The 12,147-nt window shown below is 59.8% G+C and carries 13 protein-coding genes; 4 read left to right on the top strand and 9 right to left on the bottom strand.

Translation table 11 applies throughout. From position 1 onward, the window contains the following. Nucleotides 1–458 precede the first annotated feature (458 nt). Complete coding sequence (locus tag AC3FMM_RS16985; protein WP_488687165.1) at nucleotides 459–638, top strand: hypothetical protein; 180 nt, start codon at nucleotides 459–461, stop codon at nucleotides 636–638. Nucleotides 639–1,087: 449 nt separating this feature from the next. Here AC3FMM_RS16985 and AC3FMM_RS16990 read toward each other — a convergent pair whose 3' ends face one another. The 4 genes from AC3FMM_RS16990 to AC3FMM_RS17005 all read right to left on the bottom strand — a co-directional run bounded on the left by AC3FMM_RS16990 (nucleotide 1,088) and on the right by AC3FMM_RS17005 (nucleotide 4,060). After that, complete coding sequence (locus tag AC3FMM_RS16990) at nucleotides 1,088–2,050, bottom strand: alpha/beta hydrolase (protein WP_488687068.1); 963 nt, start codon at nucleotides 2,048–2,050, stop codon at nucleotides 1,088–1,090. A gap of 386 nt (nucleotides 2,051–2,436) precedes the next feature. Then, on the bottom strand, nucleotides 2,437–2,790 hold the full coding sequence (locus AC3FMM_RS16995; RefSeq protein ID WP_488687069.1) for a type II toxin-antitoxin system HicB family antitoxin: 354 nt from the start codon (nucleotides 2,788–2,790) through the stop codon (nucleotides 2,437–2,439). 338 nt (nucleotides 2,791–3,128) lie between these two features. Continuing rightward, on the bottom strand, nucleotides 3,129–3,488 hold the full coding sequence (locus AC3FMM_RS17000; protein WP_488687070.1) for a nucleotidyl transferase AbiEii/AbiGii toxin family protein: 360 nt from the start codon (nucleotides 3,486–3,488) through the stop codon (nucleotides 3,129–3,131). Between the two features lie 128 nt (nucleotides 3,489–3,616). After that, nucleotides 3,617–4,060: a helix-turn-helix domain-containing protein gene (locus AC3FMM_RS17005; RefSeq protein ID WP_488687071.1), complete on the bottom strand. Its 444-nt coding sequence runs from the start codon at nucleotides 4,058–4,060 to the stop codon at nucleotides 3,617–3,619. 520 nt (nucleotides 4,061–4,580) lie between these two features. Between AC3FMM_RS17005 and AC3FMM_RS17010 the strand changes: the two genes are divergently transcribed. Genes AC3FMM_RS17010 through AC3FMM_RS17020 form a run of 3 tightly spaced genes read left to right on the top strand, consistent with a single transcriptional unit; the run spans nucleotide 4,581 to nucleotide 7,039 of the window. Next, nucleotides 4,581–6,089 (top strand): ATP-binding protein, encoded by a 1,509-nt coding sequence (locus AC3FMM_RS17010; protein WP_488687072.1) that lies wholly within the window; start codon nucleotides 4,581–4,583, stop codon nucleotides 6,087–6,089. Between the two features lie 43 nt (nucleotides 6,090–6,132). Continuing rightward, nucleotides 6,133–6,339: a hypothetical protein gene (locus AC3FMM_RS17015; protein ID WP_488687073.1), complete on the top strand. Its 207-nt coding sequence runs from the start codon at nucleotides 6,133–6,135 to the stop codon at nucleotides 6,337–6,339. Beyond that, nucleotides 6,332–7,039: a TOTE conflict system archaeo-eukaryotic primase domain-containing protein gene (locus tag AC3FMM_RS17020; RefSeq protein WP_488687074.1), complete on the top strand. Its 708-nt coding sequence runs from the start codon at nucleotides 6,332–6,334 to the stop codon at nucleotides 7,037–7,039. Before AC3FMM_RS17015 ends, AC3FMM_RS17020 begins: the two co-directional genes overlap by 8 nt. Here the strand turns inward: AC3FMM_RS17020 and AC3FMM_RS17025 are convergent. The 5 genes from AC3FMM_RS17025 to AC3FMM_RS17045 form a co-directional block, all read right to left on the bottom strand. Further along, nucleotides 7,021–7,644 (bottom strand): ANTAR domain-containing response regulator, encoded by a 624-nt coding sequence (locus AC3FMM_RS17025; protein WP_488687166.1) that lies wholly within the window; start codon nucleotides 7,642–7,644, stop codon nucleotides 7,021–7,023. The genes AC3FMM_RS17020 and AC3FMM_RS17025 overlap by 19 nt on opposite strands. Before the next feature lie 71 nt (nucleotides 7,645–7,715). Next, on the bottom strand, nucleotides 7,716–8,870 hold the full coding sequence (locus AC3FMM_RS17030; protein WP_488687075.1) for a transporter substrate-binding domain-containing protein: 1,155 nt from the start codon (nucleotides 8,868–8,870) through the stop codon (nucleotides 7,716–7,718). A 121-nt stretch (nucleotides 8,871–8,991) separates the two neighbouring features. Continuing rightward, a complete protein-coding gene (locus AC3FMM_RS17035; RefSeq protein WP_488687076.1) occupies nucleotides 8,992–10,536 on the bottom strand; it encodes a nitric oxide reductase activation protein NorD in 1,545 nt (514 codons plus the stop codon). A gap of 274 nt (nucleotides 10,537–10,810) precedes the next feature. Next, nucleotides 10,811–11,662, bottom strand: coding sequence for a CbbQ/NirQ/NorQ/GpvN family protein (locus AC3FMM_RS17040; protein WP_488687077.1), 852 nt, complete (start codon nucleotides 11,660–11,662; stop codon nucleotides 10,811–10,813). Then, nucleotides 11,662–12,144, bottom strand: coding sequence for an AmiS/UreI family transporter (locus AC3FMM_RS17045; RefSeq protein ID WP_488687078.1), 483 nt, complete (start codon nucleotides 12,142–12,144; stop codon nucleotides 11,662–11,664). The genes AC3FMM_RS17040 and AC3FMM_RS17045 overlap by 1 nt, the downstream gene beginning before the upstream one ends. Nucleotides 12,145–12,147 lie beyond the last annotated feature (3 nt).

Raw genomic sequence — 12,147 nt, forward strand, 5'->3', positions numbered from 1 at the left:
CCGACATCCGCGACGAGTCCGTGAGGCAACAATGCTGTGATATCGCTGTCAATGCCAGACGCACCCACGTGTGCAAAACGTCGCCCTCCATAGTTGCCAGCCTTAGTGGCCAAGACGGGCGGGAGTTCCATAGCATTTTGGTGGGTCGGCACTCGAAGCCGTGCGGGCTCCAAACAGGGGGCCTCCTCTTGAGCGCCTACAAAGAGGTGACGGAAATAGAATTTCGCTTACTCCTTTTACGGGCCAAGCATCGTTCACCCACGGATGTCGGTAATCCATTGCGGAGCAGACCATCAATTATTTATGTAAGCCTGGTTGGAAGGTCCGCAACTGGCCAAATCCGGCGGTTCGCTGTCGGGGACGCGCGGCATGGACGGCATTGAAAGGCAACAATTGCTGAAGTACCTAAAAAAAACGACGGTTACCGACTGCTGGCCACTACCGGCGACTCGCCGCGGCTGAATTCCCGCAATGGGGCAAACACCACCGTCTGGTTCCCTGAGCTTATCGAAGCCTTGGCCACGCTGCCCGCCGGCAACATCATTGACGGCGAGGTTTGCGTGCTCGACGACATCGGCAAGAGCGATTTCGAGCGACTGCACGCGCGCCAGGCGCAGAGGCTGGTACCGCGGCGCTGACCCCGTAGCGTATTGCGTCTTCGACCTGTTGGTCGGCAAGGGGAGAAACCTACGAGAGCAGGCGATCGAGCCGCGCAAGGCCGCGCTGCGGAGGCTTTGGCTGAGAGCCGCCCGAGCTGCTCTATGTGGAAAGCGTCGAAGATGGCGTTTGGCTGTACGGCCATGCACTGACGCTGAGCTTGGAGGGAATTGCGGGGAAGCGCTCGGGCTCTACCTACCGAGCGGGGGAGCGCTCGCGCGACTGGCTGAAGGTGAAGCGGCCTGCGGCGGTGCCGCCGCAGCGCTTCCAGAGATAGGAAGCGAAGGGACCGTTTATGTCATATTGTTCCCAATTCGACAATTCTCAACGCACCGCACTGGGTAAAAAAATCGGGAATTCGGATAGAGACGGGACCTCTCTAAGGCAACAATGCAAATATGGCGCTTCGCGATTGTTACGAGGCGCCCTGTCAGACGCGAAGACGCGCATTGGCAATAACATGAAGGCAAAAGTCATGAATCGCGCTAACCATCTGGCTCAATCCAGGTTGCTCAAGTGGATAGTGTCCCGCGTTCTGCAGCATCACGACTTTCACGGGCGCATGTCGAATCCGCTTGAGAAACAGGTCGCTCAGATGCAATGGCGTCCAGTGGTCCTGCTCCGGCTGGGTCAGCAAGATAGGGCAGACGTCGAAGTTCTCTGGATCCACCGCCGGCACGTAATTGATGTAGCTGGCCATGAACCCCATCGTCACCCACTTGCCGGCAGAGGTCTTGTCAGCCAAGCAGACCCTTAATGCGGCCTTGTTGTTGACTAACGCCCGCATTTTGCTAATGCCGGCGATAGGGAGGCGAAATCCACTGAACGCCGTGCGCGCAGTCACTTCTGCAAAGTAACTTCCCACGCGGCTCATGAACCAGCTGGTCGCGGTCTCGTCACGCACCTGTTGAATGCGCGGATCGAAGAACGTCATCCCCACGATACCTTTTACCTTCCGATTTTTCGACGCGATGTGGTAAGCCTCCAAGCCTCCCGCGCTTAATCCGTAAAGCACGATGGGGCGGTCGTCCTTTGCCGACTCCGCATCAACCAGGTCGCTGCCGGCCTGCACCCAGTCGTCGTACCTGATCAGCTTGCCGCGGCCGACCTCCGTCAGGCCGTACTCCGGCATGTCGATGGCAATGGTTTCGAGGCCGCAACTCGCAAGTGGTGCGCCGATAATCGTTGACATCTGCCGGCCGTTGGTCCCCAGGCCATGGAGAAGAATGACTTTCAACGGCGCTGCGGCGTTGCGATAGCAATCGAGGTGAATGCGATGATCCCGCCATGCCCACCATTCCTCTTTGGGCTCATTCGCCTCAGTCAACTGAAATTCGGAAGGGAGAAAATTCTGAATCTCACGCCAGTTGGATTGCTGTGCATAGGTAGTCATTTGCGTTCCTTCCTAGGCAGCATCGCCAAAGCGTGAGAGATTGCTCTAAAGCAAAGGATACTGGATTGAGAGGCGCATTGTGCTAGGTAGTGATTCGAGGCCACCTGAATGAACGAGCCATCCGCTTGGCCGACAGAGGTAAAGCCGTTCACCGATAAATCCGAGCCATCACGATTCTTGGCGACAGGAATATGGGTCCGAACTGAGATGAATGAACCGAACTACCTTTCGGCGGGAACTCACTGTGTCCAGAAAAGACGATCAACGTCCTGCCTTTGCCCCGGACCGGCTCAACTGGGTGTCCTATCCAGAGTTCCAGCCCCATTGGTGGCGCTGGCCGCCGGCTGCGTGATTGGTGCATGGGGGCACCATCGAAATCGCTGGTCCTATTGAAGCGGCCCAATGACCGATGAAGCCGCAGCCTCTAACACCTCAGTAACCCACTGCTCGACGGTAACCCCATTCGCCGTCGCTATGACGGCCGCAGCTTCATGAAGCTTGGTAGGGATGTTTAGCGCGAGCTTACCCGTGAACGCTTGAGCGGGGGTCGCACCGCTGTGCTCGCATTCAGCTAAGAATGCCTCTAACTCCAGCTCGCCGGCGTGTTGTAGCGCAGCAATGTCAGTGCCCTCGAACACTACTTCGCTTGTCAAACCAACAAACTGGCCGCGAAACTTTGCCGATTCCGTGTCGAACAAGAGGACGGCCTTGTAGCCGCCGATGGTCATGACATTCATCATGGTGGAATTCCAATTCAGTGATCAGCCAAATAACCGCCGATTCGAAGGCAAATGATGCTTGTAGACCGCACAGTCGTCAAATTCGACGGCGACCAAAAGGCCCGCAAGCCGTGAGTCGCTGTCTTGCGGTCCACTGCGGGTTGAGGGAGCATAGTACCGAGCAGCGCACCGCCCACCATATTTAACATAATTATTATTATGCGAAACATGCTCTATAAAGCACTTAGCGTTGGGTAAGAGATCGCAAAAGCACGCTGCTTTCGGTCTAATGCTGAGGCTTACCGGTGCTCTCTGTCCCACAGCGTCAGCAGCGCGGCGTCAGTTTTTCTCCAGGGAGTCTAGAAAATCCCCTGCCAGCTCGACACAGTCAACGAAGCTCCGATCGAAGCTGATGCGCTGTATCCGGTCAAACTGCTCGCGCATGATGGGTGGCCCGGCTTGGACCTGACTAACAAACGTGGCCGCGTGCCGAAGCAATAACGGCGCAGCAGGCGCACCAGCGCCGTTGGCTCCTTTTCGACCACGACGCAGAGGTCGAAGAGATCCCGTGCCGTGGCCCGGTCCCCGCGGTGGTAAAGCTTCTTGGCAACGACCTCGGCTGCGGTTTCCGCCTTAACGTGAAAGCATGAGGAAAGAGTCTCTCCCAAACAGCGCCTCGGAGTTCGATCTTCATGCCCACAGGCTTCCGCGTGTGGCAATCAGTGATTGCGCAAGCCGCCTGACATGCACCGCAATCGTCACACAGAAGCTTTGGATGGAGCCCCGGCCCCTTTAGAGCGCATTCGCTTTCGGGCAGCCGGGCTGCCGACGCCAATCTGCGGGCATGCTATTCCCAAGTTGCTGAGTCATCCGTTGTGAGCGCATGTGTCGCCGCCATCTCAAGCAAACCTGCATGCGCTTTGGGCACGACCAGCATTGTCAAACCCAGTCCGTCCAGTGCACGCAGGACATGCTCAAAATTAACACCTTTGCCATTCTCTAACTTAGACAGCATGCCAACCGAGACACCGCAACTCCTTGCCGCCTGGTCAATGGGCATCCCGTCCCCGGCCCGAGTAGCTCGGATCCGGTCGCCCAGTTGCTGAATGGTACGGATGGTTGCGCGCGATGGAGGCGTCGAATCAGGGAGTGGTCGTGGCATTCGGACTTGTTCCGACAGGCTTTTATTATTGTTTCGTGATCGTGAAATTATAATCAACAAGCTGTGCTCGAGAGGCGAATCACTTCGCGACACGATACGAACCGAATACGTCGACCTGTACATCCCCATCGGGAAGGCACGGCACTGCCGGAGTTGCAGGAAACCATCGGCGGCATTGGCACACAGCGGCGCAAGTCAGCGCCTTCTTCAATGGGCTGGAGCCGGCGCTTTGCGATCGGATCGGGCAGCATCCCAACGGCCTCTATCGGCGGTATGGCTGGAATCGAAGCAGGCGCTATCGTCAGCGTGGCTTACCGTGCGGCGCCACCTCTGCTCGCACGTAAGGGCCGAAGTCCTGGCTCTCTTTGAGGGGCGCAACCATAGTGCGTCATGGTGGGCGTGGCTCCTGAGGCACTTTCGAGCCCGTTGCATTTTGCACAATTGCGGTAGCGCACAAAATACTTATTAGTCATTTAGTTGTAAGATACATGCGTGTATCTTACAGTAAAAATCGAAATTTGCGCGTTTCCGGAGGTCACCCCCTCCGTTGAGGGAGCTGATTTCCGTCGCCCGAAAGCCATCTCCTACCTAGCTTTGCGGGCATTCACGCGTTAAGATACTTCGATGTAACTAAAAACTAGATACCATAATGGCTTGGGAATTCTACGGACGGATGGGCACGTTGGAGACGCTGGACCGGATTGTCCATGGCCCATACTGGTTCTTTTGCCGCATCCAAGGCCGACGACGCATTGGCAAGACGACCCTGCTGCGTGAGCTATCCAAAAGCGAACCGTCGCTACTCGCCAGGATGGTTTACATGCAAATACCAGACTCGGACGAGCGAGATGTGGCGGCTGGGTTCCGCCGGGCGCTGGAAGACTGCGAATCCGAGATCGCCAATGCATTGGCCCCTCAAGTCACTGATTTCGCCTCGATGGCCGGCGTAATCGGTCATCTATGCCGTCGTGGCCTAATCGTCGTGTTGGACGAATTCCAGTATTTCACGCAGGCGAGGCTCTACGCCTTCAACTCCTTCCTGCAGGAGCAAGTTGACCGGTTGCGCGATACGCACGGGGGTGGACTGTTTGTCCTTGGCTCCCTGCAGTCGGAAATGAGCGCTCTACTCGACGACAAGGGTGCGCCGCTCTTTGGGCGGCTCACTGCGACCATCGATCTGCAGCACTGGGATTTTGAGGACTTAATCGAGGTGTACCGGGCACACGATATCCGCGATCCGCAACATTGGCTCACGCTCTGGGGCTTCTTCGAGGGCGTTCCCAAGTTCTATCGGGACGCGTATGACCAAGGCCTGTTTCAGGTGGGCGCCCGGTTTCAGGAAGCCTTGCTCGAGCGGATGTTCCTTCGCGAAGGCAGTCCTCTGGCCGAAGAGGCAGACACATCCTTCCTCCGTGAGGTGAAGGGCAGACTCCTCTCAGTCTTAAACTTTCTCGCGGAACATCCAGGCTCGAGCCACGGGCAATTGGTCGGCACACTGCTGCGGGATGAAGACGAAGCGTCGTTGAAAGTCACAGTCAAACGCTTGGTCGAGAATTACCATATGGTCGACAAGCGCCACCCGGTGTTCTCGGAGAGCAAGAGCCGCAATGCCCGCTATTACATCACAGACAACTTTTTGCAGGCGTGGCTGTGGGTCGTGAAGCCGGCGAGGGACGCTTCCCGCATGCGCCCGCTATCGAAAGCGATCGATCTGACGCTCCCTCGGCTCCACGGGCACGAGGGATACGCATTCGAGAAACTGATTCGTCAGTTGCACGTAGAGTGCTCGCGAAAGGGCGTCGGCGATTTCTCGCTGACCTCGATCGAGCTGGGGTACTGGAATCGGCCGCGAGACGAACAGAACGCGATCGAAATCGACATCGTCGCACTCGACGAGGACGCGCGGCGCATCCGCTTCGGCTCGTGTAAGCGCAGTGCGAGCAAGCACATCCGGTCCTCGCTTTCTGAATTTGAGCGACACATCGAGCGATTCATGTCGACAAAGGAAGGACGCCGGGTGAAAGGGTGGACGTTGACCAAGGCGCTGTTCTCTCCGGTCTTTTCTGACGAAGAGGCTCGGGTGCTGACGGCCGCCGGCTACCAGTGCTTGGACTTGCCGGCGTACGTCAGGATGCTTACGTCTTCGCGGTCCGTGTGATGCTCGGGCCGGCCCTAGCTTCTGACCGCCCCGGCGGTGGGTGTTGAAGGAACCGGTGACGATTGTTCGTCCACTCAATGGCAATCCAACCAGCGACTATGAGAGGATGATGACAAGAGTGGCTACGCGCAAACGCAATAACGCGGCTGACACGTTCCGTGAATGCGGCACGTCGGAACAAGACAGTTTCGGCTACAGGGTGGGCGATGACATGGATGCATTGCTGGCCGAGTATGGCATCGATGGCTGATCGTAATTCGTTCGCCGCGCTGCAAACCGAGAACGCCCGCCTGATCGCGCTGCTGGAAGCGCATGGCATCGACTGGCGCTTGCCGCCGAAGGAAGCCGCGCCTGCCGTTCAGGAGACGGAACAACGGCACCTTTCCACGGTCGACAAGGTGGCGCTGTTTCGCCAGCTGTTTCGCGGCCGCACGGATGCCTACCCGATCCGCTGGGAGAGCAAATCCACCGGCAAGTCCGGCTACGCGCCGGCTTGCGCCAACGAATGGCGCACCGGCGTCTGCGAGAAACCGCGCATCAAGTGCGGCGACTGCGGCAACCGATTGCTGATCCCGCTCTCTGATCAGGTCATCTACAATCATTTGACCGGTGAGCACACGGTGGGCATCTATCCGCTGATGGAAGACAACACCTGCTATTTCCTCGCCGCCGATTTCGATGAGTCCGAGTGGCGGGACGATGCCGGTGCCTTCGTGCAGTCCTGCAGTGAACTTGGTGTGCCAGTCGCGCTGGAGATTTCCCGTTCCGGCCAGGGCGCGCATGCCTGGGTCTTCTTCGCCGGCAAGGTCTCGGCGCGCGATGCGCGCCGCTTGGGCACGGCCATCATCAGCCACACCTGCTCCGCACCCGGAAACTCTAGCTGGCCTCCTATGACCGTCTGTTTCCCAACCAGGACACGGCAGGAATTGCGCTATCCATTATGTGGCTGATCCCTTTTCTTCATCGAGAGTAGTTCGCTCGCTTGCACGATTGCCTCGGAGACGTCCTCAATGGAGTTTCGCTTGTTCATGGCTTGTTCGCGTAGCAGATCATAGGCTTCATCCTCGCTCACCTGGTGGGTGCGCATCAGGATGGCCTTGGCTTCGGCAACCCGCCGCTGTCCCAGCAGCTTGGTCTGCAGTTTGGCAATGCGCCGCTGTTGCTGGCAACTTTCCTTGTGCGCTTTGCGAGCCACCACCAAGGTGGAGAGCAAACCAAATGAGCGGATGGGCGATGGCAAAACGGCTTGCACCTTAAGGTCGAGCACCGCCGAGACAATGGTTGGGTTTTCGTAGTTCACGATGGCGATGAGGGTGGGCGCGTGCTCCCCGTCGACCCAGCCAAGGCGAAGGTGCAGATAGTCGGGCCGCACCACCATGAACACGATATCGGTCGCGTCGGGCAGGCTTTGCACTGGAGGCCAGATGGTCTGTACTTGGCAGCCGATGCGCTGCAACTGCTGGGTAAGCAGCCGGCTGTCAGCATCATCGGGATGGATGACAACCACCTTCAACAGGCGCAGTTCCCTGAGCTGGGGCGGCGTGGCGTGCAACAGGGGCCGCTTTCCCTGGTGACGCTTGCCCGTATTTTGCGGCGCGGCACTGTGGGAGGGATGTTGATCCACGCTCAGGCCTCCAAGGTATCGAGCTTTGCCGTCCAGTCGCCAAGCGAATGGGTGACCAGATAAGGATCCGGCGAAACGGGCCGCGTAGCCTGCCGCACAATGGTGAAGCCGCCTTGCGCATTGGCCCGGCCCACGCGCGGATACAGCCAGGTATGGTGATTGCCGGGGTCCACCCGCACACGGCCCTGGGGGGCATTGAACTCGCTGCCCAGCAGGTGAGGCAACAGTTCGCTGATGTTGTCACTGCCCACCTGGCAAAACGCATTCGCAAACAGATACGTCTGGAAGTAGGCAGCTTCCCAGCACAGGTTGGGCCGGCAATGGTCGCCGAGTCGCTTGCGAAGATGGGTCAGGCAACTGTGATTGGTGGGTGAGTCGATGGACTGGAAATATGGCGCCGCTGTGAAATGGCCATTGGCCACGTCATAGCCCATCTGTGCAATCTCCGCCTCGGAAGTAGTGAGACTGGCGATCGGCATGGTCTTTGGGTTGAAGCCTGCATCGGCATAGGCCCGGTACAGGCTGGCGGTGGAGTCGCCGACGACGGTGGAGAAAATGAAATCCGGTTGCTTGCTGCGGATGTCTTCCATGATGGTGCGATAGTCGCGCTCGGTCGCGTCGAGCGGCAGGTAATACTCACCCAGGATCTCGCTGTCGGGGTATTGCATCACCAGTTCGCGCATGATGCGGTTGGACTCGTAGGGATAGATGTAGTCGGAGCCGATTAGGTAAACTCGCGCGCCGAAATTACTGGTCATGAAGTCTGCCAATTGCACGCTGTTCTGGTTGGGCGCTGCGCCGGTGTAGATGACGTTGCCCGAGAACTCGAAGCCTTCGTACAGTGTGGGGTAGAAGAGCAGCTTGTTCCATTTTTCCACCACGGGAATCACAGCCTTACGGCTGCTGGACATGTAGCAGCCAAAGATCACATTGATGCCGTCGCGCACGATGAGCTGCTCGGCCAGCTCGGCATAGCGGCCAGGCGTGGATGCGGGGTCGTAGCACACGGGAACCAGTTCCCGGCCCAGCAAGCCGCCCGCGCCATTGATTTCGTCGATGGCCAGCAGGGCACCCTGCAGCTGCGATTGGCCAATGGTGGAAGTGGCGCCGGTTTCCGAGTAAAGGATGCCGATGCGTATGGGATCAGTCTGTGCCAAGGTTTGTCTCCTGTCCGTGCCGCTGGCATGGCGAATCGATGTGCTTGTCGCAATCCATCGCGGTCGCACGCCAGATTACTTCAAATCGGGGCCATGACGTACCGCTGCTGCGCGCCATTACCTAGCGGCCTGCCGCCAGCCGCGCGCTCATGTGAGCCAGCCGCTGCGGCAGGTGTTGCGCATCATCGGCAATGCCGAAGTTGCGCCAGCCGAAAATATGGCGCACATAGTCATCGGCATGGGGATCCACCGCCAGGCAGCAGATGCGTATGCCGGCATGCCGCGCATGCAGTACCGCCTGCCGCGCATCCTCGACGAGGTACTGGCGGTCATGCACATCGATGTCCGACGGCGCACCATCGGTGATGATCAGCATCGTTCGCCGGCCGTCGGGTTCGGATTGCAGCAGGCTGCTGGCATGTCGCAGCGCCGCCCCCATGCGCGTGGAATAGCGCCCCAGTAGTGCACTGACCGTGGTAGCGACTGCCGGCGTGCAGGGCTGTCCGAAGTCCAGAAGGCGGTAGTAGTTCACCTCGGCCCGGGTATTCGACGAGAACGCGTGGATGGCGAGCCGGTCGATGCCCTTCGTCGCGGACTGCGCCAACAGAAGAGCAGCTTGTTTTTCGATGTCCAACAGGCTCAGGCCGTCGGCGGCCAGATCGTTGACCGACGCCGATACGTCTAGCAGAACCAGCAGGCTGGTGGGCCGCGGGCCGCGGCCGGCCCGCAAGAACAGGCGCGGATCTGGCCGCAGATTCAGCCGCCGGCTCACATGCACTTCGATCGCGGCGTTAAGATCCACATCGTCGCCTTCCCATTGGCGGCGTTGCCGATAGCGCCGGTCAAGACGGCGAGCATGCGGCAGCAGCATGCCGCCAATCTTGTGCGCCGCTGGCAGCCCGCCTGCCGGCGCGGCATCCTGGCCCTGCCAGGCCGGCAGCTTCTCGATCACGGTGCACCAGTCGGTCTTCATCCGCTGGATCCTCCGATCCCACTCGGGATAGGTATAGCGCGCCAGCGCGAACTCCTGGGGCGCGACTGCTTGGACGGGCTGCCCGACCGGCGCGACGCCCGCGGGAGGCGGCGTGGCAGCGGGCTGTTGCAGCGACAGCGTCGCATCATCACCCGGCTGGGACTCTGGGTGTTGCCACAGATAGCTGTTGTCATCCCGGTAGGGAGTCGGCACGCAGTAGTGCTGCGGTTCCATCCGCACACGCATCTGGCCCAGGTCATTGGCCAGAATCGAAGCGATGGCCCGGAAAGCAGCGTAGTCTTCCAGGCCATGCCTGCTCGCAGTTTGCTCGAACAGATCGCGAGCCTTGTTCACCCAATGGCTGCCGCTGCTACTGGCGCGCAGTAAGAGGATACGGTCCAGTCGCGCCATGAAGGCAGGAAAGGTGAGGTCTGACGGTTCGGGCTCGGCGCACAGATGCGCCTCGAACCAACAGCGCACACCCGGATAGGCCAATATCAACAGGCGCTCGACCCGCGCATCCTCGATGGCCGAAACCACGGCCTGCCCCATGGGCTTGAGTGCGCTGCCCGGCTGGCCTGCGGGTGAGTAGCGCAGATGCGCTGTGGCATGCGCCACCATGGCTTCCTGCAAGCCTGCCTCCCGGTGTGCTGGCGCGCCATCCACCATCGGCGGCACCAGCAAGCCTGGCATGACCTGCCCCGCGCGCCCGTGGCCTGCTACTAGCACGGCACGTGAGGGAGGCGGCTTGGGCGCGCCTGAGGGCGAAGCCGGCGCCTCCCTCATCTGCAGCGGTTGTGCGCTGACGGGCTGCAGCGCCAGACCGCAAGCGAGCATGCTCAGGCGATGCCAAGGCTGCGTCTTGTCATCCAAGGGCCATGCGGACGGCAAGGCCTGCGAATTTTTGCACGGCGGCCGGCCCTGAAAGCTACGACTGGATGCTGGGCGCGTAACCATATGTCGCACGTCAAGCGCCGAACTGGGCATGGGTCAACTGACGCAGTGCCTGGGTGGTATCCGGATCATCGGTGAGCGCCCGGATGATCGTCATTTCGCAACTGTCCTGCGCAGAAACGCCGTTGCGCATCAACTGTCCGGCATAGATCAGCATGCGGGTGGAGGCGCCTTCATCCAGACCGCGGTTTCTTAGCTCGCGTGTGCTGTGGGCCAGGGCCACGAGCCTGTGCGCATACTCGGGCGCGATCCCTGACTCGTGCGCCACGATGTCGGCCTCGATGTCAGCAGCCGGGTAGTCGAACTCCAGCGCCGCGAACCGCTGGCGGGTGGACGGCTTCATGTCTTTCGCGCTGCTTTGGTAGCCGGGGTTGTAGGACACCACCAACTGGAAATCGGGGTGCGCATGCACCACTTCGCCCTTTTTGTCCAGCGGCAAGGTACGCCGGGCATCCGTCATCGGATGGATCACCACCGTCGTGTCCTGGCGTGCCTCTACCACTTCGTCCAGGTAGCAAATACCGCCATACCGCACCGCCATGGTGAGCGGACCATCGTGCCATGCGGTGCCGTCGGCATCCAGCAAATATCGGCCCACCAGATCCGAAGCTGTCATGTCCTCGTTACAGGCGAGTGTGATCAACGGGCGGTTCAGGATCCATGCCATGTGCTCCACGAACCGGGTCTTGCCGCAGCCCGTAGGCCCTTTGAGGATGAGCGGCATGCGATGGCGGTAAGCCTGCTCGTAGAGTTCTCGCTCGTTGCCGTTCGGACGGTAATAGGGCTCCTTTTCGATGCGGTATTCCGCCAGCGGATCCGAGCGTTCCGCGCTCGCGCGCAAGAAGCCTTGTGCGTACCTATTCATCACCACCTCCCCATCAACATCAGCAGTCCCGGCACCCAGCACGTCGCGATACCGACCACTATCGTGTAACGGGGCAGGAATCGCAGCGACTTGCCCAGCCCCAGCGCGAGAAAGAAGAAAAACCACAGGCTGGCCCATAGAAGCCACATGACGATCAAGCGAACGTCGCCCGCGGCGGCGGCAAAAGCCAGTGCGCTGGCCGCTACGAACAGGCAGTACCAGCCCAGCCCCACGCCTTTCAGCGCCCACCACTGCACCACAGCCAGGAACAGGTAGGTGAAGGCGAACAAAAGACCGCCGGCCGTTGCAAAGAAGTCCGGCGTTGCGGCCGCGCGGTACAGCCCCAGGCCATTGATGAACAGCGCCAGCAAGCCCACCAGCAGATTAAAGGGGGCGACGTCCTTGCCCTCGATGCGACCGGTAAGCCCAACGCCGTTGACGATCAGAACCGCTCCAATAAAAAACAGTGCCACACCCAGCATGAT

The organism is Cupriavidus sp. 207A1 (assembly GCF_057798955.1).

Excerpts from the sequence above, each read along its gene's own strand:
- AC3FMM_RS16990 (WP_488687068.1), bottom strand. The coding sequence starts at position 2,050 with ATGACTACCTATGCACAGCAATCCAACTGGCGTGAGATTCAGAATTTT.
- AC3FMM_RS16995 (WP_488687069.1), bottom strand. The coding sequence starts at position 2,790 with ATGATGAATGTCATGACCATCGGCGGCTACAAGGCCGTCCTCTTGTTC.
- AC3FMM_RS17005 (WP_488687071.1), bottom strand. The coding sequence starts at position 4,060 with ATGGGGATGTACAGGTCGACGTATTCGGTTCGTATCGTGTCGCGAAGT.
- AC3FMM_RS17010 (WP_488687072.1), top strand. The coding sequence starts at position 4,581 with ATGGCTTGGGAATTCTACGGACGGATGGGCACGTTGGAGACGCTGGAC.
- AC3FMM_RS17020 (WP_488687074.1), top strand. The coding sequence starts at position 6,332 with ATGGCTGATCGTAATTCGTTCGCCGCGCTGCAAACCGAGAACGCCCGC.
- AC3FMM_RS17035 (WP_488687076.1), bottom strand. The coding sequence starts at position 10,536 with ATGCCAGGCTTGCTGGTGCCGCCGATGGTGGATGGCGCGCCAGCACAC.
- AC3FMM_RS17040 (WP_488687077.1), bottom strand. The coding sequence starts at position 11,662 with ATGAATAGGTACGCACAAGGCTTCTTGCGCGCGAGCGCGGAACGCTCG.
- AC3FMM_RS17045 (WP_488687078.1), bottom strand. The coding sequence starts at position 12,144 with ATGCTGGGTGTGGCACTGTTTTTTATTGGAGCGGTTCTGATCGTCAAC.